General features: G+C 69.3%; 15 protein-coding genes. 9 read left to right on the forward strand and 6 right to left on the reverse strand.

Going from position 1 to position 22,421, the window contains the following annotated elements; translation table 11 throughout:
* Positions 1-135: 135 nt before the first annotated feature.
* On the forward strand, positions 136-2,379 hold the full coding sequence (locus tag OEB96_RS23680; protein WP_266218976.1) for a hypothetical protein: 2,244 nt from the start codon (positions 136-138) through the stop codon (positions 2,377-2,379).
* Between the two features lie 25 nt (positions 2,380-2,404).
* Here OEB96_RS23680 and OEB96_RS23685 read toward each other — a convergent pair whose 3' ends face one another.
* Genes OEB96_RS23685 through OEB96_RS23695 form a run of 3 tightly spaced genes read right to left on the reverse strand, consistent with a single transcriptional unit; the run spans position 2,405 to position 4,952 of the window.
* Positions 2,405-3,703 carry a hypothetical protein gene (locus OEB96_RS23685; RefSeq protein ID WP_266218977.1) on the reverse strand — a complete coding sequence of 433 codons (1,299 nt, stop codon included), beginning with the start codon at positions 3,701-3,703 and terminating at the stop codon, positions 2,405-2,407.
* A gap of 29 nt (positions 3,704-3,732) precedes the next feature.
* Positions 3,733-4,188 carry a hypothetical protein gene (locus tag OEB96_RS23690; protein WP_266218978.1) on the reverse strand — a complete coding sequence of 152 codons (456 nt, stop codon included), beginning with the start codon at positions 4,186-4,188 and terminating at the stop codon, positions 3,733-3,735.
* Between the two features lie 2 nt (positions 4,189-4,190).
* A complete protein-coding gene (locus OEB96_RS23695; protein WP_266218979.1) occupies positions 4,191-4,952 on the reverse strand; it encodes a phytanoyl-CoA dioxygenase family protein in 762 nt (253 codons plus the stop codon).
* Between the two features lie 151 nt (positions 4,953-5,103).
* Between OEB96_RS23695 and OEB96_RS23700 the strand changes: the two genes are divergently transcribed.
* From OEB96_RS23700 to OEB96_RS23720, 5 genes are all read left to right on the forward strand, one after another.
* Positions 5,104-8,955, forward strand: coding sequence for a DUF483 domain-containing protein (locus OEB96_RS23700; protein ID WP_266218980.1), 3,852 nt, complete (start codon positions 5,104-5,106; stop codon positions 8,953-8,955).
* A gap of 119 nt (positions 8,956-9,074) precedes the next feature.
* Positions 9,075-10,805, forward strand: a complete 1,731-nt coding sequence (locus tag OEB96_RS23705; protein WP_266218981.1) for a radical SAM protein — start codon at positions 9,075-9,077, stop codon at positions 10,803-10,805.
* Positions 10,806-10,810: 5 nt separating this feature from the next.
* Complete coding sequence (locus tag OEB96_RS23710) at positions 10,811-12,781, forward strand: hypothetical protein (protein WP_266218982.1); 1,971 nt, start codon at positions 10,811-10,813, stop codon at positions 12,779-12,781.
* On the forward strand, positions 12,778-15,135 hold the full coding sequence (locus OEB96_RS23715) for a tetratricopeptide repeat protein (protein ID WP_266218983.1): 2,358 nt from the start codon (positions 12,778-12,780) through the stop codon (positions 15,133-15,135). Before OEB96_RS23710 ends, OEB96_RS23715 begins: the two co-directional genes overlap by 4 nt.
* 91 nt (positions 15,136-15,226) lie before the next feature.
* On the forward strand, positions 15,227-16,978 hold the full coding sequence (locus tag OEB96_RS23720; protein WP_266218984.1) for a radical SAM protein: 1,752 nt from the start codon (positions 15,227-15,229) through the stop codon (positions 16,976-16,978).
* Positions 16,979-17,030: 52 nt separating this feature from the next.
* Here the strand turns inward: OEB96_RS23720 and OEB96_RS23725 are convergent, their stop codons facing one another.
* From OEB96_RS23725 to OEB96_RS23735, 3 genes are read right to left on the reverse strand one after another with little or no spacing between them, the layout of a single operon-like run.
* On the reverse strand, positions 17,031-17,234 hold the full coding sequence (locus OEB96_RS23725; RefSeq protein ID WP_266218985.1) for a ferredoxin: 204 nt from the start codon (positions 17,232-17,234) through the stop codon (positions 17,031-17,033).
* On the reverse strand, positions 17,231-17,941 hold the full coding sequence (locus tag OEB96_RS23730; protein ID WP_266218986.1) for a TetR/AcrR family transcriptional regulator: 711 nt from the start codon (positions 17,939-17,941) through the stop codon (positions 17,231-17,233). The genes OEB96_RS23725 and OEB96_RS23730 overlap by 4 nt, the downstream gene beginning before the upstream one ends.
* 4 nt (positions 17,942-17,945) lie before the next feature.
* Positions 17,946-19,154 (reverse strand): cytochrome P450, encoded by a 1,209-nt coding sequence (locus OEB96_RS23735; protein ID WP_266218987.1) that lies wholly within the window; start codon positions 19,152-19,154, stop codon positions 17,946-17,948.
* 307 nt (positions 19,155-19,461) lie between these two features.
* Here OEB96_RS23735 and OEB96_RS23740 point away from each other — a divergent pair, with 307 nt between their 5' ends.
* From OEB96_RS23740 to OEB96_RS23750, 3 genes are all read left to right on the forward strand, one after another.
* Complete coding sequence (locus tag OEB96_RS23740) at positions 19,462-20,025, forward strand: DinB family protein (RefSeq protein ID WP_266218988.1); 564 nt, start codon at positions 19,462-19,464, stop codon at positions 20,023-20,025.
* An 11-nt stretch (positions 20,026-20,036) separates the two neighbouring features.
* A complete protein-coding gene (locus OEB96_RS23745; RefSeq protein ID WP_266218989.1) occupies positions 20,037-20,819 on the forward strand; it encodes a phytanoyl-CoA dioxygenase family protein in 783 nt (260 codons plus the stop codon).
* Positions 20,820-21,174: 355 nt separating this feature from the next.
* On the forward strand, positions 21,175-22,389 hold the full coding sequence (locus tag OEB96_RS23750) for a site-specific integrase (protein ID WP_266218990.1): 1,215 nt from the start codon (positions 21,175-21,177) through the stop codon (positions 22,387-22,389).
* Positions 22,390-22,421: the final 32 nt, after the last annotated feature.

The raw sequence follows: 22,421 nt of genomic DNA on the forward strand, positions 1-22,421 counted from the left end.
CCGAGGTGGCACCCGTTCGCAGCCGCTGCATCACCGCCTTGGGCTCAGGGCGCTCGTCGACTCGAGTCCCCGGGCTTTACAGTGCAGGGCGGGTCCGCCACGATGCAGGAGGTGTTCTGCGCTCCGGTTCTCGGCATGATGCTGCTCGGGAACCTGGGGGCGGGACAGCAGATCGGCTCATGTGATCCCGACGTCATCGGGGCCCGAGCCATGATGCTGGCGCCGTCCCTCGGGGAGATACGCGCGTCTGCGCAGGGAGGGACCGTGTCGCTCGAGGTCGAGGCGCCGTCGGGTGCGACGGGCATGATGGTGCTCGAGCGCGAAGGCGATCAGCTCGTCACCAGCACCAACGCCAGGCACCTCCCCGAGGCATTGGCAACGGCGCTCGTCCAGCTCGGGCCGGCTCTCTCCTCGGACCCGGTCGTGCTGGCCGAACTGGCGGGATGCGAGCAGGACGAGCGCACGCCCAAGGAGGTGCTCGAAGCCCGGGAACGGACACGGCCCGATGCGATCGGGCAGGAACGGGAACCACGCGTCCCGTGGGTACTCCCCTCGATCCTGGTGCTCGGCGCCCTGATCGCGGCGTGGATGGTCAGGGCCCGCCCCACCGATCGCCCGGCGCCCCCCAGACTGCCGCTCCCGAGACTGGGCTGGGCCAGCGTCCTCCCCATCACATTGGGCGCAATGCTGGTCTCGAGCCTGTATCTGGCGATCTCGGCCGACGGGTTGCCGATCCGTCACGACTCGATCCGCGACCTCGCCACCGCACGAGACCTCTGGGTCGATGGCATCGGACCCGGAACCCATGGGTCCTCCGTCCCGGGAGTCCAGCACGGACGTCTGTGGCCCGCCATCCTGGGATTCCTGCGCTTCGCGGGCGCCGATCTGCGCTGGATCCATGGGCTACGCGACGCGAGCATCGTTGGAGCAACCGTGCTCTGCACCCTGCTGGCGGTTCGGCTGCATGGGCCGCGCAGTGCATGGGCGGCGGCGGTCGCCGCCGGCATCCTCGGCCCCTGGTTCGCCGTTCATCCGCTGCTGTGGAACCCGGCCCTGGCCACGCTCCCGCTGGCCGGGCTCTTCGTCCTGCTCTCGCTCCAGCTCGAACGCGGAGGCCCGAGGCTCGCCGTCATCACGGGCACCGTGGCGGGCATCGCCATGCAGGCCCACCCGATCAATGCCTTCGCCATTCCCCTGGTGGCTGCCGTGGCCACGGTGCGCGGTGGTTCCTTCCTCGATCCACTCCTGGCGGTGGCGGCCGCGCTGGTCACGGTGTCGATCGTCGACCCCCAGTGGATCCTGAACTGGCGCTCGCTGGCGACCGCGGGCCCGATCGCAACGGTGGTCACCGCGTGTGTCCCGATCGCCATCGTACTGGGCGGGCTGGTGCGTGGCCGCTTCGATCGCCTACCTGCAGCGTCGAGACAGCATGTCCTGATCTACGCCACATCGTTGGGCCTCGCCGCCGTGATCGCGGTCGCGTCCTACTTCGCAGAGCTTCCACGACGCCACTATCTGGCCGCGGTCGTGCCGGGCATGGCCTGCTTCGCGGGTCTGGTGGGTGCTCGCGTACGCGGACGATCGGCGGGTGCACGTCGAGACGTGGCGGTGTGGCTCGCCGCCTGTGCGCTGGCGATCGCCCCCGGCCCGGGTCCGTTTGCGGGCCATGGATACTATCTGGAGGACGTGGAACGGCTCGCAGGCCACCTGCACGCGCGAGGCATTTCGCGGGCCCAGGCCGCAATGGTGCTGCAGACCCCCCATCGATTCGCCCAGGTGGTCGCGCTCCCATTGCTGTACCCCGATCCCTCGCCTGAACGCGCCTCGGTGGACCCGGCCCGGCCAGTCCTGGCCTTCTTTCCCCGTGAAGGCGTCGTGGGCACCCCAGCCGGCTGGGAACGCGTGAGGTTGGCCTACACCGATGCGCTTCTCGGAACGGGCCCCCTCCCCTGGGCCGACCGACGCGAGTTCGAGACCTGTGGCCAGCGGAATGGAGCGCCTTGGTGCCGATCCGTGATCGATGCAGGAGTGACCGACCCGGCCAGTCCATGGCTCCAACGCACACGAAACATGGACCTCTCGTCGTGGCCCGGTGAGATCGACCCGTCGAGCGTCGTGCAACGGATCACCATGCGCGCCTCCGAGGCTGGAACGCGCTACTTGATCCTCGACCCGGCGTGGGAATTGTCCGGGTGCGTGCATTTCGAATGCACCGCGACCGGCCACCCGGCGGTGGTCGAGCTGAGCAGTACCGGCAAGGTCGAAGGAGAGTTGGTGCTGCGCCAGCGCGAGCATGAGACGCCGATGGCGATCCTCGGCCTCGCGGTCGAGCTCGACCACCCCCCCGAGGCATGGCTCACCGACAGCCTGCCCCGGTAGGCAGTCCCTCGTCGCCCTTTTCACCTCACGGGCCGCTCGGGCCTGCCTCGCGTGGCTCGAGATGCTCGGCGTCCCCGCGCCACGCGTGCCAGCTCTCGCAGACGTCTCGCCCCTCGGTGGCGCGCTCGATCTCCTGGCGCAGGGCCTCGCCGATCGCCTGGACTTCCGCATCCGGCACGTCGCCCTCGTAGACGATGTGGGCGTCTCCCAGATCGAAGGGGCCGGCGCGAGGCGAAGGCTCGCAGGTCAGCGCGAAGACGGCGAGCCCGGGGGGGCCTTCCATCTTCACGCGCAGGGCATCGTCGTCGACGTGCAGCGAGGAGACCGACCAACCGGCGAGGTCGCTCCCCGAGCCGAAGGGTCCGATGCGCTTCACCCCCGCGTGCGGCGCGGGCGACGGCGCTGGCGTGTCCTGGGACCGAGAAGGCTCCGGCTGCTCGTGATGACGGAACCCCTGGTAGCCCACACCGACCACCCACCCGGTGCAGAGCAGAGCCGCGAGCGGAACGAAGACTCGAACGTCGAGCAGCACGGCGGACCGAGGAGCTCGGGGGGCTCGCTCGGCAGGCTCCTCGAGGGGCCCCTCGAGAGGCAGCCCGAACAACACCAGCAGGACCATCGATTCCCAGTAGAGGATGCCGGTCAGCACGAAGATGTTGAAGTGCATCACCAAGAGGCCCAAGGCCGCGAGCGCTCGGATCCGCTTGGGGCCCAGCAGGGCCGGTCCCGCGGCCTCGACCACCATGGTCCCCACGGCAAACGCAGCGGCAAGGGTCGGCGAGAACGCGACCCCGCTGCGGTAGGCATTGAGCCAGGTGTCGGCAACCAGCCCGGTTTGGTTGATCACGGACGCCTGGATCGCCGTGCCGTCCGCCCAGCCCAGGCCGCCGTAGAGCAACTTGCTCAGGGCCGCGCTCAGATACGCGCTGCCGAGGAGCGCCCGGGCGCCGGTCACCGCGTAGGACTCGTCGCGGCGACGGTCGTCGACTCGAGTCAGGACCAGACCCGCGAGCCACCCGAGCAGGCACAGGCCGCTGAAGAACATGTGTCGCCAGGGCGAGCCGAACAATTGCGTGTGGGCCGAGCTCAGCAAGGCCAACACGCCCAGCGCGACCGCACCCGCCCCAAGTCGGCCGGGGCGCCGGGCGAAGGACACCACGCTCACCAGGCCCACCAGCACCAACGAAGCGCGACCCGGCGTGGATGAGACCCACTCGCTCAGCCAACCCCAGCTGGCGCCAGCGGCCTGGGCCCGCGCTCGTGCGTCGGCGACGAAGAAGGAGTAGCCCACCACGTCCAGGGCGACGAGGGACGCCAACCCCATGCGAAGCACCCGTGCAGCGTTGCTCGGAGTCACCGGGACACTCGGCACGCAGTGATGACACAGTCCCCGGACGGGCGCGGTGGCCGACCCGCGAAGACCATCCAGGTCCGTCGGATGATGTCGACCTGCGAGGACCCGGAGCCGGGATGAGTCTGGATGTAGTCGACCAGGTCGTCGTCCAGGTACTGGATCGTGGCCCTGGTACCGCAGGCGCTCGCCCTGGAGTCGATCGGCGCGTCGCAGTCGAACGAGCGAAAGGACGTGATGGAGTGGACGTCCCCGCGTTCATCGCGGGCCAAGAGGTGGCTGCTCTGCGCCTCGGGCATGGTCGAATACATGGAGAACGTATCGAAGGGATAGACCAACGACGCGATCTGAGTCCCCCGGACCATGTCGAAGCGCACGACCCAGGACACCATCAAGTAGCTCAGGGCACACAGGATCCCGAACCGCAGGTGGGATGAACCGGACGTGCTCCCAAACATAGTCATAGCAGCGATCGCAACAGTGCGCTGTCGTGGGCGAAGGGCCGCCAGCTGTGATCGCGCCAGGAGGTCCTCTGGGCGTAGCTCGCCGTGAAGTAGCACGCCACGAACATGCGCAGGCCCGATGATTCCTTGGGGCGAGCCGCGTGCCATGTGTTCTGCTCGAGCAGAACCGCCGTGCCGCTCCGGCAGGCGAGCGCCACCTGGCCATGCCAGTGCTCCTTGGCCGGGTCGAAGGGCGGCCGCGTGGGATCCTCCACCCGGCGCGGGAACACCAGCAGCTCGCCGCTCTCGCGCGTCAGGTCGTCGAGGTAGAGCAGCATGGTGACCCGCTCGGAGCGCGTGAACGAGGGGAACAGCTGCTGCTTGCGGTAGACCTCGTTGTCGACGCCCCCCACGTGCATGTGCCAGCGAAAGAACGGGCGGCTCCCGTCGTTGACGATGCCGGCGGTGTACTCGAGGTGCATGTCGTCACCGAGCAGCGCCCGGGCCGACGCGACCACCTCGGGATCGAGCAGACACGCCGCCACTTCGCCGCAGTGCTTGCCGAGCTGGTGGAACACCAGACCCACCGCGGAAATCTCCACGTCGGGACCGGGCTCCAGGGGGGGGCGAGCAAAGGTGCGCGGAGAGCCGAGCGCGGCGTAGCGCGTGGCGAGGCTGTCTCGGATCCGTCGTACGTCGTCGGGGCTGCGAGCGCCCTCGAACACCGCATAGCCCCGCTCTCGGAGCTCGGCCGCGGCCTGCAGCGCACGCGCGGTCATCGGAGCCCGACCTCGGCGCCCGCGTGGTGGATCGTCGTGGACATGCGCGGCTGGAAGCATCGTAGCCGCTGAGCCAGACGGAGTCGACGGGGCCGCCACGCGGGTGTGATTGATCGGCGCAACCGGCTGAGCGAGACTCGTTGCGGGCTCCATGCAGCGCACGCGAAACTCCGTCGACGTGTCGTTCCGTGGGCGGTGCACCCTGGGCTGCGCTCCGTGCGACTGCGGCCGATCGGACGAGCCCGGCCGCCTCGAGCGCGTCCTGGCCGGTTCCGCGGAGCGCGTGGTGCTGCGCGGCGGTGCCGAGACCCGAGCCGACCTTCCCGAGCTGATACGGCAGGTGCGGGATCGTGGAAAGGCCGTGGTCCTGCGGACCAACGCCATCGCCTTCGGACGCCCCGGTGCCGCGCGTCGCCTGGCGAGCCTGGGCCTCGATGCGGTGCTGGTCCCGATCTTCTCCCATCACTCGACGCCCCACGACAAGATCGCCGGGCGAGCGGGATCGCTGCGGTCCGCACTCGAGGGCATCGAGGCGCTGGCGCTGGCCGGCATGGGGATCGAGATCGAAGTCCCCCTGCTGAGCGCGAGCCTGCAGGATCTGGATCGGATCCTGGACCTCGTGCGGGCCGTCGCGCCGCGACTCGAGCACGTCCGGCTGTTCGTGCCCCTGTCGAACCTGCCCGCCGTGCTCGCCCCTCCGCCGTGGGACGAGCGTCGTCCGGCCGTGGAGGCGTTCTTGCACCGCTGCATCGCCGAGAAGATTCGCGTGCAGATCGATCCGCCCGACGGGATTCCCCAGTGCGCGATCCCTACGGACGAGGAGCTGTGGCCCCTCGTGCGCTTCGATCCAAGGGGCAAGACCGCCGCGCTGCCGGGTGCCTGCTACCCGGAGGCCTGCGGCCGCTGCAAGGTGCGCCCCCAGTGCGGGGGGGTGGCGGCTCCGTACCACGCCGCCCACGGAGAACGGGGCCTGGTGCCCTTCGTCCGCAAGCCCCGACGGATGTACGAGCAGCGCACCACCCCCCGGCCGCGGTGGACCGAGCTGCGACGACGGGCGGCGTCCACCCCCGAGAACGTGGTGCTGCGGCCCACCGTCAACTGCAACCAGGATTGCCCGTTTTGCAGCGCCGACGAGACCTCGAGCAACGTCTGGCCCGACCCCCAGCAGATGCTGCGTCGCATCGCTCGCGTGGGCCGCACCGGGGTGGAGCACATCTCGTTCAGCGGCGGGGAGCCCATGCTCTCGCCGCACATCACCAGCTACATTCGCGCCGCGCGACGCGTCGGGGTGCCCACCGTCGAGCTGGTCACCAACGCCGTGCTGCTCGCCAACGCCACCCGGGCCCAGGCGGTGGTCGACGCGGGCTTGACCCACGCGTTCGTCTCGCTCCACGCCCACACCGAGGCGCTGTCGCGGCACCAGACCCGCAAGGTCGGAGACTTTGCCAAGACCATCGCCGGGATCGGCAACCTCCTCGACCGCAACGTGTCGGTGGTGGTCAACCACGTCATCAACTCGCGAAACTACCGCTACCTGCGTCGCTTCACGGAATTCGTGAACGAGGCGTTCGAGGGCAAGACGCCGATCTCCTTCGCGTTCATCACCCCCCAGTTCCAGGCCCTCGAGCGCATCGACTTGATGCCGCGGCTGTCGGAGGTGATGCCGTTCTTGCGCGACGCGATGCACCGGGCCCAGGCGCTCGATCAGGGCTTTCACGTGGGGTCCCGACAGGGCATCCCGCCGTGTCAGCTGCGCGAGTTCGAGTTCTGGTCGGATGTGCTCGAGAGCTCCTCCAACGCCGCCTCGGAGGATGCGCATCAGAAGGTGCGCAGTCCCGTGTGCAACGACTGCAAGTACTCCCGCACGTGCACCGGGCTGTGGAAGCCCTACGCCGACCTGTACGGCCTGGATGAGCTGCGAGCGCTCCCCGGCGCGCTGGGTCCGGACGCACGAGCGGGTGCACACGCCTGGGCTCCCGTTCCCTTCGATCGAGTCCCCGACGTGTTCCGTGATCGAGAGGCGGAGACGGAATACGCCGCCGGGATCTCACCGCCGACACCCGGGACCGACCCCGGGCTCCCGGACGAAACGGGGTACACGCGACGCACACGGCTGCTGCTGGTGGGGACCGGCCGTCGGGCGCGGGTCCTGGCGCGCGAGATCATGCGTGACCCGGATCTGCTGGTGGGCTGTGTCGCCTCCCCCCACGCGCCCGACGGAGACCTGCGGGCCTTTGCCCACGCTCCGGCCTATCGCGACCCGGCACGGGCGCTGGACGAGCAGGACCCGAACGCGATGGTGATCGCCAGCGACACCGCCCATCACCTGCAGGCCATTCGGATGGCGCTCGAGGCGAGCGTGCCGGTGCTGGTGGAGAAGCCGGTGGTGCCGCTCGAGCACACCGATGCCCTGGTCGAGCTGCTCGTCCCGGGAGCGCCCACCGTCATGCCGGCCCACCAGGTCCTGTTCGCCGACGGCCTGGCCGAGGTGCTGGCCGGGCCGATCCCCCGCGAGGTGAGCTACTCCCGAGTGGTGCCGGTGAGCGCCCCCGATGCCCCACGGTTCTGGTCGTCGGACGCGATCTTCGAGCTGCTGTACCACGGGCTGGTCCTCGTGGGACGTGCCGCCGGCGGGGGAGAGGCGGTCGTCGAGCTCGCCAGGATTGCGGGGACCTCTCGCCCGCTTCGGGTGGACGTGCGCTTGCAGTACGCATCGACCGTCGCCGAGCTGAGCCTGGATTTCGACGGCGCTGCCGACACGCTCCGCCTGACCCTGGATGCAGATCGGGCCTGGACGCGGGTGGACGGATCCATTGCGAGGACCCTCGACGGAGTCACGCGGCCCGTCGAGCGAGTCCGCGGCGAGCTGGCCGGGATGTTGGCGAGCTTCCATCGGGCCGTCCGCGGCGATGCCCCGCAGGGCCTGCCCACGGTACGAGAGGCGCTCGACGTGGCCACGAACGCGCGCGCGGTCATCGACGTCCTGGTGAAGGCCGAGCCTCGCCTGGCGCGGGCGCCCCATGCCCCCCGACACGCGCAGACCCTGCATCGCGCCCTGGTCCGCTCGCCGCGGGTCGAAACGGAGCAACCGACCGAGACCGATCCATTGGGGACGCTCGGACTGCGCGGGCACGTGCCCCGATCGCCCGCCCCCGCGCCGCCGGTGGCGGTCGAGCTGCCGTCGTGGCCGCTCGAGCTGGCCGCGCTGCGAGCGGGGGTCAAGCCGGTGGCCTTCCTGACCCTGAGGCCCGCCGACGAGGCCGCGGTCCGCGATGCGGCGGCGGGCTACGCCGTGGAGCGACGAGAGCGGCGTGTGTTGGTCGAGGCCCAGGATCGATGGATCGATGATCGAACGCGGGGCGAGCCGCGAGTCGAGCTGTACATCTCGGCCGACCCCGCGGCGGCCGCCAGAGCGGCGCATCTGCAGGCCGACGGCGACCCCAGCCGCTCCATCGGCGAGCTGGGTCGGCTGATGGGCTATCCCGACTGCTGCGTGCGCGCGTTCGCGTCGCTCGATGATCGCAGCAACAACTCGCGCAATCGCCACTGGACCGCGGCGCGGACCACCGAAGCGGGCGCGTGGCCCTGGGAGCTGAACAACCTGTTCGTGGCGGTCATCCCCTTCTTTCCGTGCAGCTACCGGTGCTCGGGGGCGCTCGCCCATGCACGCGCCACGCTCGTGGCCGCCGAGCGCGAGGAGGCCGGGCTGACGGCTCGACTTCGTGCCGTCCTCGCGCGGCCCGTGCTGTACTTCGATCACGAGCACCAGGTGATCGTGGAGGGCACCGCAGACCTCGCCGGCAGGGTCGGACGCGTGCAGGTACGCGGCGCGTCCGTTCCTCCGTGGACGGGCGTCGCCATGGCGAACTTCGCCGGGGTGCTGGGCGCAGCGCAGAACCTCGAGTGGACCGACGCCGAGCTGCGAGTCGACGCGCTGACCCTGCACCGCACCGACCCGGCCCTGGGGTTCCTCGCGCCCTTTGCCGCCGTCGACGTCGATTGACAGTGCGAGGTGCCCGTGAGCAAGATCGGCGCGTGCGAAGCGTGCGTGTCACGGTCTTCCGACAGGACGACCCGCTGTACCGCTTCTGCAATCGGCGGGGTGCTGCCGGACGCCAACCCGTGCCCTGGTCGGAGCTCATGACCCAGCTCGAGGGTCTGCGCGACGACACCACGGTCACGTTCGCCGGCAGCGACCCCCTCGAGCACCCCGACTTTGCCCGCTTGCTCGAGCAGTGCCCGCCGCGGAGCCGGGGGCGAACGAAGCTGCTGACCGATGGATTCGGCCTGGCGCGCCCGGCCGCGATCGAGCTGCTGGAGCGCTCGGGCGTCGACGAGGTGCAGGTGGTGATGCCCACCATGGACGCGGCGCTGTGGGGGGCCGTGATGCGCAGCCTGGTGCGCTTCGAGGCCTGCGCCCGCGGTCTGGAGAACGCGGCCCGCAGCAGCCTCTCGACCTACGTGATCGTCCCCCTGCTGCGGCTGCGGTCGAGTCTGCGGCACCTCGAAGGCCTGCTCGATCGCCTCGACGATCTACCGATCCACGGGGTGCTCGTGGCCCTGCCCGAGCTGGAGCGCGTGCCCCCGCCCCTCCACGACCTCCTGCCGAGCCATCCCGACGCCAGCGCCGCCATGTCCCGGGTGTTCGAGCGGACCCGGGCAAGGCGCCGCGAGATCGGCGTGTTCGAGCGCCAGCCCATTCCACCGTGTGCAGCCGATCGGCAGCTCGATTCCTATGGCGACCTGTTCAACCAGCGGCTTCGACACCTGTCGGCCCACGGCGCCAAGGGAGTGCGACGGGTCGAGGCCTGCACCGACTGCGAGCTGGCGCAGTCCTGTCCCGGGATCGATGACGCCTACGTTCGCAGTCGGGGTGACGGTGGCTTGCGCCCGATCACGGTGGCCGAGGCCAACGGCTGGTACACCAAGCCCATCAATCGCCTCGAGGAGATCCAGTACACCCGGGTCTCCCCGTTCGACAGCCAGCGCGCCGGCAAGCGCGGGCTGCTCCGGATCAACGGCCACTGCAACATGGGGTGCTCGTTCTGCTTCGTGGACCTGAGCCATCCGAACGTCCCGGAGGAGCGGTTGATGGCCGAGGTGGACCGGCTCGCGCAGGGCGGAGTGACCCACCTGGTCCTGTCCGGAGGCGAGCCCTCGCTGCATCCGGCGCTCCCCCGGCTCATCGAGCGCGCTCGCGAGCGCGGCATGACCGACGTCGAGGTGCAGACCAACGGCGTGCGGTTCGCCCGGCGCGAGTACACCGAGCGCGTCGTGCGAGCGGGCCTCACCACCGCATGCGTGTCCCTCCATAGCTCCGACGCCGCCGAGTCCGACGCCATCACCAAGCAGCCGGACGCCTTTGCCAAGACGGTCCAGGCCATGCACACCTTCCGCGAGCTGGGGGTCTGGACGCGTGTGTCCCACGTGATCAACAAGCTCAATTACGAGGACGTGCCGCGCTTCGTGCGTTGGCTGCGGGCCGAGTTTCCCGACGGCATGCTCGACATCTGCTTTGCCCGCGCCCAGGAGATCAGCAGTCAGACCTCGCCATGGATCCTGCCGTCCTTCGCGGAGATCAAGCCTCACGTCAGGGCGGCGCTGGACTACTGCCTCGACCACGACATCGCGTTCTCGGGGCTGATCGGTCAAGGAGGGTATCCGCCATGCATGCTGGACGGAGACCTGCGCTACTACGAAGACGCCATGGATCAGATCCATCGTGACGCCGGTGGCTCATCGGACTTCGTCAAGGCCGAGCGGTGCTCGGCGTGCTCCTTCGACGCGCACTGCGTGGGGGTTCGTCGAGCCTACGTTCGGCGGCACGGCGACGAGGAGATGCGGCCGTTTTGAGCCCGGTGCGCAGCATTGGCTTCCTGGTGTTCCAGAGCCTCCGCAAGGGCTCGTATCTCCACGACGCCGAGATCTCCATGCTCTCGGGCCAGCTCGGGCTCGAGGGCGTGCCCAACGAGGTAGTGGAAGCGGTGTTCGACGGCTCCAACCTCGCCGAGAACGCGGTGGTGCTGGCCAAGCTCGTCGACGTGCTCGCCGAGTGGAGGTTCGACATCCTGGTGTTCCACCGCATCTGGGATCCACAGCTCCCCCGCACGCTCCGCGCGCGGCTGCACGACCGCGGGCTGCAGCCGGTGTTCGTGCTGCATCGAACCAAGGAGATCGGCGCCACGGATCCCTACGACTGCGTACTCGGTGCATCGCCCGTGGGAGCGCTGCGCGCCATGGCCCGCGCTCCGGCGCCGCTTCATCTCTCCGAGATCGCGGGGCTGTCCCATCGCGATCCGGACGGTAATCTGGTGGACGACCCTCCCGGCAAGCCGGAGCCCGTCATCCCTCGCTGGGAACGCACCTCCAACTTCCGCCGCATTCACGTGAACCCCGAGGCCGCTGGCCGGCCCCCCGCCGTGGTGATCCACGGCAATCCCGGCTGCCCATATCGCAAGCCGGTGTCCGCCGTTCCTGCCTGGAGACGCCTGGCGCTGGATCCGAAGACCACCAACACACGGGGCTGCGCCTTCTGCGACGTGAACCTCGGGGAGAAGTGGCGTCACGTCCACGAGATCGCCGCGCACTGCCTGCGGCAGATACGTCAGGTCCAGTCGGATCTACCGCAGGCCTACGAGATGATCCTGCTCGATCAGGATCCGTTTCCATACCTGCCCGACCTGATGCAGGAGTTGGCGACTGCGGGAGCCCGGCCGGTGCACTTGCTGATTCAGGCGCGGGCCGATCTGTTCCTCGAGCGAACCGACGCGTTCGAGCAGGCGCTGGTCCTGGCGCGGACCGGCGGGCATCGGCTCAGTCCATTCCTCGTGGGCATCGAGAACTTCCACCAGCCCACCCTGGACTTCTACAACAAGGGCGTCTCGGTGGAGACCAACGTGCAAGTGCTCGACTACCTCGAGGACGTGGGCCAGCGCTTTGCCGATGTGATGGACCTCGAGAAGATGTCGCCCGGGTTCATCCTGTGGCATCCCTGGGTCACCATGGAGTCTCTGCGGGCCAATCAGGCGGCGCTCGCGAGCACCAAGCTCATGCGGTTTCGGAGCGAAGTGGTGCTCTCCAAGATCCGCCTCTATCCCGACATCCCCTTCTACTGGAAGGCCAAGGAGGACGGCCTGCTCCTGCCCTCGTACGGGGCACAGGGGCTCGACTCGTCGGTGCGCTACGGCTACGACGAGGAGCACCCCTACCGCTTCGAGCGCCCACGAGCCCAGGCGGCCTACACCTTGCTCGCGGGGCTCTCCAAGGACTTCGAACCGGTCGAGGAGCTTCCCCTGCTGGCCCTGGTGCTGGACTGGGTGGACGCCCACCCCGAGTATGGAGACGAGGAACTCGCGCTCGGCCTGCGGGAGCCCGCGGCGCTGCGGGAGCGCTTCGACGCCGATCACCGCGACGACGTCGCAAGTCTCCGCCGCCGCGAGGGCTCTTTAGCGGGCAAGCGCGACGCCACCGAGGCTCAGCGCCGCGACGTGCTGGCGCGCCTGGGGCTGCCCCCCTCGGCCACCCGGATCGGGTCGGGGCGGTACGAGCTGGCGCGGCTGTTCTGCCGGGGCGATCGCCGCGAGCTGGTGTTCGCCCCGCGAGGGCGAGCCCACCAGATCGCGGCGGATCCTCGGTCGGCCGCGTTCGTGCTGTTCATCGAACCGCGATCCTCCAGGGCGCACTACATGCAGACCCGGGCGTTCAATCTGAGCTACTCCATGCCCGCCGAGGACCCACTCGCCATGTCCGAGGTGACCTTGCTGTGCCAGCGGATCGCGGCCGTCGACGACGGCGAGGACCCGGGATCGACGGAGCGGTCGGCCCCATGAGTACGTCGCCTGGGCCGCACGATGACCCCGGCTCCGCGCCGCTGGATCCTCCCCCGGCCTGGCTGTCCCGGATCGCCGCCGCCCATGTCACCGGAGCACGAGTCCGAGTCGGCCGCCAGGGATTGGTCTACCAGATCGGGATGGTCAGGATGGGACGCTCCGGGCGGCTCGTCCTGAGCCTGCCGCTTCACCTCACCGACCGCAGCCTTTGGTGGGATCGGGCCAAGATCAAGGTGTTCGGAGACCTCGACCCGGGAAAGCCCCATGTCGCACGCCTCGCCGGTGAACGTCTCGACCCATCGAGCACCATGGAACACGACGCACGGCGTCATGCGAGCGTGTTGGACTTCCTGACCGGGGGGTCGCTGCGCTTGGCGGACGCGCCCCAGAGCGACCAGCGTCCCCTCTTCGAGATCCTGTCCGTCCTGGGTCGCGGCTCGGTCGACCCACCGGAGCGTTGGGTCCACAGTGAGGACTCGTTCGTCGTGGCCGCGCGAGTGTTCATCGATCTGCTGGTCCGTCAAGATGTGCAGGCGCTGATGGACCCCCTGCCCCCGGCCGTCTCTCGCGATCGAGGGGGCCAGTGGCTGCAGGTCCTCTCGGCGACGCTGAGCGGCGACATCGAGGGCCTGCGCCGGCTCGCGTCGCGGCACCCCCTCCCCGGGCAGGGGACTCCGCTGTCGTCGTTTTGCGGCGCCGTGTTCAAGGACACCGGCTTCTTCGAGGCCGCGCTCACCTTGCTCGAGGATGGCAAGTCGCTCACGCCCGCTCGGCGTAGCGAGCGCTGCATCGAGCTCGCCCAGATCCTGCTGCAGCTCGGTGAGACCGAGCGGGCGCGAGGCTTCCTGCGCGAGGCCGTCCTGACCGCTTCGGACGACCCTCGACGGGTGCTCCACGCCAGCCGTGAACTCCTGCGGGTGGGCGCCATCGACGATGCGTTCAGCGTCCTGTCGGAGGCGGCGGCGCGGATGGATGCGGTCCCCGACGTCCTGCTGTGCATGGCGCAGCTGCAGCACGTCGCGGGGCAGCTCGATGCCGCGTACGCCACGCTCCGCCGCATCGAGCGGCTCGACCCCGGTCGGCGCGACGTCGCACGCGAGCGCGGCGCGCTGGCCATGACCGAGTCGAGGTACGAGGACGCCCGTGGGATCCTCGGCGACGTCTTCGCCGAGGATCCCCGCGACTGGGTCGCAGGTACGTGGCTGACCGAGGCCCACCTTCGCCTCGGTGACATCGAGTCCGCCCGACGAGCCCTCAAGGAGGCGCGCAGCGTGCACGACAGCCCGATTCACACGCTCTTGCAGTGCGCGATGAGCGATGGGGAAGAAGTCGCCAAGCACACCGAGCTCGAGGAGCTCCTTCGGCACTGGAGCGAGCCGTGGTCGATCCAGGACGTGGCCGACCGCCACGACCCCTACCCCGCACGTGCGCGCATCTTCGAGATCCTCTCGAGCTTCCGTGGCTCGCGCGGCGAGGACCTCACCCGGGTATCGCCGCTGGCCGACGGCCCCACCGGAGTTCGGGCCGTCTCGACCGGGAAGCGCGACGATCGATCCGAGAGCCGGTCGGCCTCGGCCAGCGCGATCAAGGCGATCGTCACGCGTCCTCTCGAGGTGGTCTTCGAGAGCTTCGATCGCATCATCGAGCAGTACCCCGACTCCCCCCACCCCTGGTGCTATCGCGGCGAGCTACGCCTGTGGCTCGGGGACTACGCGGCGGCGCTCGACGACTTCGACGCGGCGCTTGGGTGCGAGAAGGCACGCTGGGCCTACATTGGACGCGCCGCGGTCCACCTGCTGGCCGGCCGCCGCGAAGAAGGCATGGCCGAGGTCGAGGTCTGTCGCCGGAGCTTCGATGCGGTCCCCAGCGCCACCACGCACATCTACGTCGGAGAGAGCGACCGCAAGGCGGGACGACTCGACACGGCCTTGCTCGAGCTGGAGGAGTCGGTCCGCGTCAAGCCCGGCCGACTCTCGGGATGGATCAACCTCGTGCTGACCCACCACGCGCTGGGCCACCGGGAGCGAGCCTCCGAGCTCTTGCTGCGGCGCGTCGTTCGGGTCGCGCCCCGCCTCTTGCGAGACGCCGCGCGAGCGGCTGGGCTTGCCCCGGGCCGCGCGACGACCCGCGGCGTCCCATCGCCGGAAGACCTCGTCCCCTTGCTCGAGCAGGCACTGCTCATGATGCGAGGCAATCGCTCCTCGCACACGGTGACCTACTTCGACCATGACGGCGTGTTTCGCCTGGTCCGGGACGCGCACTCGTGGGTCCGGCGGCTCCCTGGTCTTCGGCTCCCCGTGTGGGAAGAGGCGCGGCGACGTGCCCTCCACGGCGTCTCACGCGATGGTTCATGAGCGTGCCGGTTGAGCGATCCCCTGGAGGCGCGATAGATTGGTCGGGTCGAGCACCGCTCGTGTTCACTCCCCAACCCCATCAGGCCGTCCCATGACCCGCGTCGGGCTCAAGGTCCTCGACGTTCCCGAGCCCAGCGCGCGCGACCTCACCGAGGCGTCCACCGTGACGGCTCGGCGTTCCGGGCACCAGTTCGAGATTCAGCTGGGGCACATGTGCAACAACCGCTGCGTCTTCTGCGTGAGCGGCCACCTGAGCAAGCGGCGCATGGTTCGTCCCCTCGAGGTCCAGCCGATCCTCGATGTGATCGAGCGAGCACGGCGGGACGGAGCGGTGCGGATCGTCTTCCTCGGTGGAGAGCCGACGATCCAGCCCGCATTCTTTCCTGCCCTCGAGCACGCCGCGCGGCTCGGCTTCAGCGAGATCGTCATCTTCACCAACGGCGTGCGACTGGCCCAGGAAGGCTTCATCGATGCTTGCCTGGCGCTCGGTCGCTTCACGTGGCGCATCTCCATTCAGGGGGCCAACGAAGCCGCCCATGTCGCGGTCACCAAGAAGTCGACGTCGTTCCAGCGAATCATCACCGGAATCGAGATGCTGCGAGCGCGGGGCCAGCGCGTGACGGTGAACATGTGCGTGTGCGAGCAGAGCTATCGCTCGCTCCCCGACTACCCGGCGCTCGTCGCCAAGCACGGGATCAAGCAGCTCCACATCGACATCGTTCGACCGCAGAGCAGCGGCATCAAGACCGTCGACTACCTTCGGGAGATCATGCCGAAGTACTCGGTGATGGCCCCCTACTACGACCAGATGCTGCGCGGCTTCGACGAGTGGGACTCGGGGTTCGACGTCAACATCGGAAACCTGCCCTATTGCATCCTTCCGCAGTGGGGCCACCGCATTCACCACGGCGGGGAGAACACCGTCACCCAGTCCACCAGCACCGCCGGGCTCGAGCATGGCGCGCGCAACAAGTACGCCGTGCACAACGCCCAGCGCACCTTCACCAAGGCGTGCCCCCGCTGTGCGTTTGCCGACCGGTGCTCGGGAGTGTTCAAGGACTACCTCGAGGTCTACGGCGAGGACGAGTTCCAGCCGGTCACGCTGGAGCAGCTTCGCGACCTCGATCCCGAGCAGAACAACTTCACCGTGCTCGTGGCTCCCTTCGTCGGCTTGCTGGTGCAGTCACCGCCGCCGCCCGGCTGGATCTCGTCCCACCGCTTCGACGACGCGAGGAGCCGACGCGTGGAGCTTCGCTTCGAGCGCTCGGGGGGCGCCGTCGTGACGCTGCTGCTCTCGCCCGCCTCCGGCACCACGCAGGCCGAGCGTGCCACCGCCGCGTTCACCACCAACCAGTTTTGCGCCGACGTCACCGTCGAGGGTTGGTGCGACGACGAGGACCTCACGGGTCTGGTGCGTTGGGCCTTCGACGTCACCACCGGCGACCCGCGCGTCCAGGCGATCGAGGGGGTCGACGAGCAGCGAGTCCTGGCCGCCAGGGGCGAGCATCCCGTGCTGAGCCGCAGCCGTACCCGGATGCACCGGCTCGTGCGTGCGCTGCAACGAACGGCCCGCTTCGCCGGGTGGCGATACGAGGGAAGCGAGCGCGCGCCCGATGGAAACGCGGCGATCATCCACGTCGGGGGGCCCGAAGGGATGAGTCTCTCGCTGAGGATCTCGGCCCACGCCAACGCCGGACGCAGCCGCTTGGACGCGACCTTCTCGCTGTCCGAGGGCACCGACGAGGCGGCGGCTCGCCCCGCGATCGAGGCCATGGTGATGGCCATGAAGCACCAGGAGGCCGCCCCCGGCGCGATGCGATCGCGGCACGACGAGTCGGACTGATGTGCCGAGTTCATGACGAGGCGGGGCGGATCGCCCTCGTCGGGATGACCTCTCAGCCCGACTCGTCCACGCGGATCGCTCCTCCCGGGCACACGCACGCCGCCTCGCGGGCGGCCGCGTGCAACGACTCGGGCGGCGTGGGATCGAGCAGGATCACCGTCCCCTCGTCCTCCTGATCGAACACGTCGGGCACGAGCATCACACACTGCCCGGCTCCACAGCACTTGTCTCGATCGACGATCACTCGCAACGTCATCGTTCCTTCGCTCCTTGCCGCACCACGTGCAGCGCTTCGTCCTCGCTCCCGCGGCGCCGCCTCTCGGAAGTGCACGGCGCCTGCCACAGCCCCACCAGGGCGTCGATGAGCCCATGCGCCGCGTCGTCCCAGGACGCGCGGGGCGTGGCGCTGCCCTCCTCGAGGGCTCGCTCTCGCTCGGCACACATGTGCACGATGAGGTGTCGGCTCATGTCCTCGCGCTCCGCCGCCACGTCGTCGGGTAGCTTGGCCACCAGCGGCGTGAGCTGCTCGAGCACCGCCTTCATCGACGCCGAGGCGACCGACTCGTCGACCACGATCCGACGCAGGGTCGGATCGGTGGTCGCCTGGGCCAGGAAGCGCGCGTGCCAGCTGGGGATGCCCAGCGCGGCGAGGTGCTCGGTGCTGGGCAGCACCAGGCACGCCATCCAGTCGCGCAGCTCGGTCGAGCCGCGGGTGGACTCGAGCAGGGCCTCGCGACGGCGCTCGATGTCCGGGGCGTGGTGACGCACGATCGCGAGCACGAGGTCCGCCTTGGTGCCGAAGTGGTAGCCGACCGCGGAGTTGTTCGCCTGACCCGCCTCCACGCTCACCTGGCGATTGGAGACCGCCGACACGCCGTGCTCGGCGAAGAGTCGCTCGGCCGTGACCAAGATGAGCTCTCGCGTGTCGGGGGCGGGGGCAGGTCTGTGGCGCGCTCGGCTCATGGAGCTACCAGCGTACCGGAACCCGTTCGAAGCCGCCGATGAGCAGGCCCTCGCGGAGCTCGAGCTGCTCGGCCGGTACCGCCAGGGCGAGCGTGGGCAGCCGGCGCAGCAGCACCCGGAGCACCGTCTGCAGCTCGGTACGCGCCAGCGCCTGGCCCACGCATGCGTAGGGGCCTGCCCCGAACGTGAGGTGGGGGTTGGGCGAGCGGCGCAGGTCCATCGTCTCGGCGGCCTCGAACGACGCCGCGTCCCGATTGGCGGCGGCCATGCTGCAGATCACGGTCGTGCCGCCGGGGATCGTGTGGCCCTCGAGCTCGACGTCCTCGGTGATGAAGCGCGGCAGCCCGAAGCCCGAGTTGGTGTCGAAGCGCAGCACCTCCTCCACCGCGGTGCGCACCAGCGAGGGGTCGGCCAGCAGCAGCTCCCAGCGCGAGCGCTCGCCGAGGAGCATCGCCATCATCTTGCCGATCATGTTCGAGGTGGTCTCGTGGCCGGCCACCAGGATGCCCTGGCCGATCGTCAGCAGCTCCCGCTCCGTGAGCGCCTGGCCCTCGTCGACCGCGATGATCAGCTCGCTGAGCAGGTCTTCCCCTGGCTCGGCCCGCTTGGCCGCGACGTGGGCCTGCATGTACTCGTCGAACTCCGCCTGCGCCGCCTGCATCTGCTCCCTGGAGTACTGGGTCATGCTCAGCATGGAGTTGGACCAGTGCGCCAGCTTGTCGCGATCGACGTCGGGCACCCCGAGCAGATCGCAGATCACCCACACCGGCAGCGGAAAGCCCACCATGGCCAGCAGATCCGCTGGCGGCGGCTGCTGGATCATCTCGTCGACGAGCTGCTCGGTCATCTGCTCGACCCGCGGCTGCATCGCGTTGACCCGCTTCGCGGTGAAGGACTTGTGCAGGCGCCCGCGCCAGCGCTCGTGGTTCTCCGTCAGCGAGGCCGAGTCGGCGTTCTCGAAGATCGTCTCCGAGCCGTCGCTGCCGATCCGCGCCGCCCGGTCCGTGCCCAGCTGCCGAGAGAACCGCCGATCGGAGAGCACGCCACGGACGTCGCGATAGCGGGTCAGCAGCATCGCCTGGTCGCCGCTGGGCAGGCGGACGGGCGCCATGGGACAGCGCTCCCGAAGCTCGGCCCACTGCGGCGGCGGCTCCAGGGGCTCTGGGGATCGAAACGGATAGTCCGGGACCTGCTCGGTGTCGTTGGTGCTCATCGTCGGAAGCTCTCGGATGAAAGAGCTAAGGCATATGACTTACTAAGTCAAGCGACTTATCTTGCGGAACGACGTGCATTGGCTGTAGAGGGGCGTTGGTGTGGCTTCTGGAGGGGTGGAGGAAATTGCGGTCCAGCGCGAATACGCGCCGAGTGTTCGTGTCGAGCGAGTACGGGACGCGACGAAGGGACGCAGAATTTCCGCGCCCGAAGGCGAGCGTAGACGAGGCCCTTCGTGTGCATCTCGTGCACGTGACGCGAGGAAGTCGTTGGACGCCGCTCACCCAAGTGTCCTATGCACCACGCCGATGGCCGACCCGGTCAAGTCGATTCTGCTCGGACAGCTCGAGACCGCCTGGGCGCTCACCCGCTACCACCTCGAGGGCCTCACCACCGAGGAGTGCCTGCGACGCCCAGCCCGCGCGGGTCTCCACGTGCACCGCGAGGCCGACGGTGGCTGGCGTGCCGACTGGCCCGAGCACGAGGGCTACGACCTCGGCCCGGCGAGCATCGCCTGGCTCACGTGGCATCTCGTCTTCTGGTGGTCGATGACGCTCGATCACGCGTTCGGTGACGCTCGCCTCGCGCGTGAGGACGTACGCTGGCCCGGCACTGCCGACGAGGTCCGCGGCGCCATCACGCGCCTGCACGACCGTTGGCTCGCCGCGATCGAGCCGCTCCGCGACGAGGACCTGAGCTCCTGCGAGCGCACGCGCTGGCCGCTGCAGGATCGTCCGTTCGGCCAGATCGTGGCGTGGGTCAACCTCGAGCTGATGAAGAACGCCGCCGAGATTGGCTACGCCCGCTTCGCGCTGGCGGTGTCCGACGGCGCGCCCGCCGTCGGCGAGCACCGGTCGACTACCCAACAGTAGAGCCGACCCCAATGACGTTGAGCAACGCGCAGATCGAGCGATTCGTCGAGGACGGATTCATCAGGCTCGACGGTGCCTTTCCCCGCGAGTTGGCCGACGAGGTGAGAGCGTTGCTCTGGCGGGAGACCGGCTGCGATCCGAACGATCCCCGCACGTGGACGCGACCGGTCATCCGCCTGGGCATGTACACGGGCGCCCCGTTCGTGGCGGCCGCCAACACGCCGGAGCTGCACGCCGCGTTCGATCGCCTCGTGGGCCCCGACCGCTGGCTGCCGTGCCGCAGCATGGGGACGTTCCGGTGTGCGTTCCCGTCGCCGGAGGATCCCGGAGATGCGGGCTGGCACGTCGACGCGAGCTTCGGCTACGAGGACCCGGACTTCTTCGCGTGGCGGGTCAACGTGGCCTCGAAGGGGCGAGCGCTCCTGATGCTGCTGCTGTTCTCGGACGTGGGTGAAGACGACGCGCCGACGCGGCTACGGGTTGGGTCCCACTTGGAGATCGCTCGACGCCTTGCGCCCGCCGGCGAGGAGGGGTTGTCGCTGCGAGAGCTGGCCTCGAACGGGTTCGAGGAATTCATGGGCTGCGGGCAGGCCTTCGCGACCGGCGAGGCCGGCACGGTGTACTTGTGCCATCCCTTCCTCATCCACGCGGCGCAGATCCATCGCGGCACCCGGCCGCGATTCCTGGCCCAGCCACCGCTGCTTCCGCGGCAGCCCCTCGATCCATTTCGCGAGGACGCAGGCGCATCGCCGGTCGAGGCCGCGATCCGGCTCGCCCTCGGGTTGCCGAGGTAGCGCTCCCTCGAACGCGAGGCTCCTCGCCAGGCAGCTCGTCCCTCACGTCCTCAAGCCCGCGTGCGGGGAGGCGGACCACGCTGGTCTACGTGCGGTCGACAGCCCTCGCCCAAATTGAAAAAGCCCCGAATTCGGGGCTCCACGGGGTGGGCGTGGGAGGACTTGAACCTCCGACCTCTGCCTTATCAGGGCAGAATCATGGGGTTTGCGGGGGTTTGCTCGGGTGGCCGGAAGTTTGAGAATTCGTCGTTAAATCAACGATTAACGCGTGAATTCGAGCGATGCGCATTGCTCGCTCTTTGCGTCGTTTTGGCGAAGGTTGGTCCAACTGTGGTCCAACGGCTAGACTCGTTTCGTGCCCACCCTACGGCTGACCAACGCCAGTATCCGGTCCCATACCCACGGCAAGCGCGTCGAGCTCTGGGACACCGTCGTGCCCGGCCTCCTCGTGATCATCACCGCCAACGGGGCGCAGACCTTCTATCTGAAGTACCGGAGCGAGGGGCAGCAGCAGAGGGTCAAGCTCGGGGCCTACGGCACAGCGCTGACGATCGAGCAGGCGCGCAAGCAGGCCCAGGTCGTCCGAGGATCGGTGGCCCGTGGTGAGAATCCGCAGGCCGAGCGCAAGCAGGCGCGGCAGGCCATGCGGGTGGTCGACCTGCTCGGCGAGAAGGACGACGAGGGCTGGTATCTGGGCAGCTACTGCAAGGTCGCGGGGCAGCTCGGCACGGCCAAGTCGGAGGGGGCGCTCAAGACCGACCGGTACCGCATCAACAAGCACCTGCGATCGCGAGGGGCGTTCATGCGGATGCGGGTCGATGCGGTCACGACCGCCGACCTCGAGCAGATCCAGCAGGAGCTCACCGCCGGGACGTGGCGCAAGCTCCGGGACGTGCTGCGGATCTGCTTTCGGCATGCCGAGGATCTCGGTGTCATTGCGCGTAGCCCCGCGGCTCGGCTCAAGGCGACCAGCGATCGGAAGGTCGAGCGGTATCTGTCTCCAGAGGAGCGGCAGCGGCTCGAGGCTGCGCTCGCGTATGCGCTGGAGGCCGGACCCCAGACCAAGGGTGGGCTCGCGCCCGGCTACGTGCGGGTGTTTCGGCTGCTGTCGCTGACGGGGATGCGGCTGGGCGAGGTGGTGAACCTGCGATGGGAGTACGTGGACTGGCGGCACGGGCAGCTGCGATTGCCCACGTCCAAGACGGGCGCCAAATCGGTCCCGCTGACGCGGCAGGCTCTGGAGTTCCTGCGGAAGGAGCGAGGCAGGGTCGGGCGCATCGGGCTGGTCTGCCCGAACGAGTCGGGGGAACGGCTCTCGAATGTCCAGCGGGCCTGGCGAACGCTGCGGGCCCATGCCGGGCTCGATGACGTGCGGATCCACGACCTGCGTCACTCGTGGGCGAGCGATGCGATCTCGGCCGACGTGTCGCTCCCGGTCGTGGGCAAGGTGCTCGGGCACAAGTCGTCGCAGACGACCGCACGCTACGCCCACCTGCACGACCGGGCGCTGCAGGATGGGCTCGAGCGTGCCGGCGCCGCCATCGAGCACGCCACCAACGGCGGCGGCTGAGTCGCCGCAGCCCAGTCGCCCACCCGATCGCC

Origin of the sequence: Paraliomyxa miuraensis, from assembly GCF_026337845.1 — a bacterium.
GTDB lineage: Bacteria > Myxococcota_A > Polyangia > Nannocystales > Nannocystaceae > Paraliomyxa > Paraliomyxa miuraensis.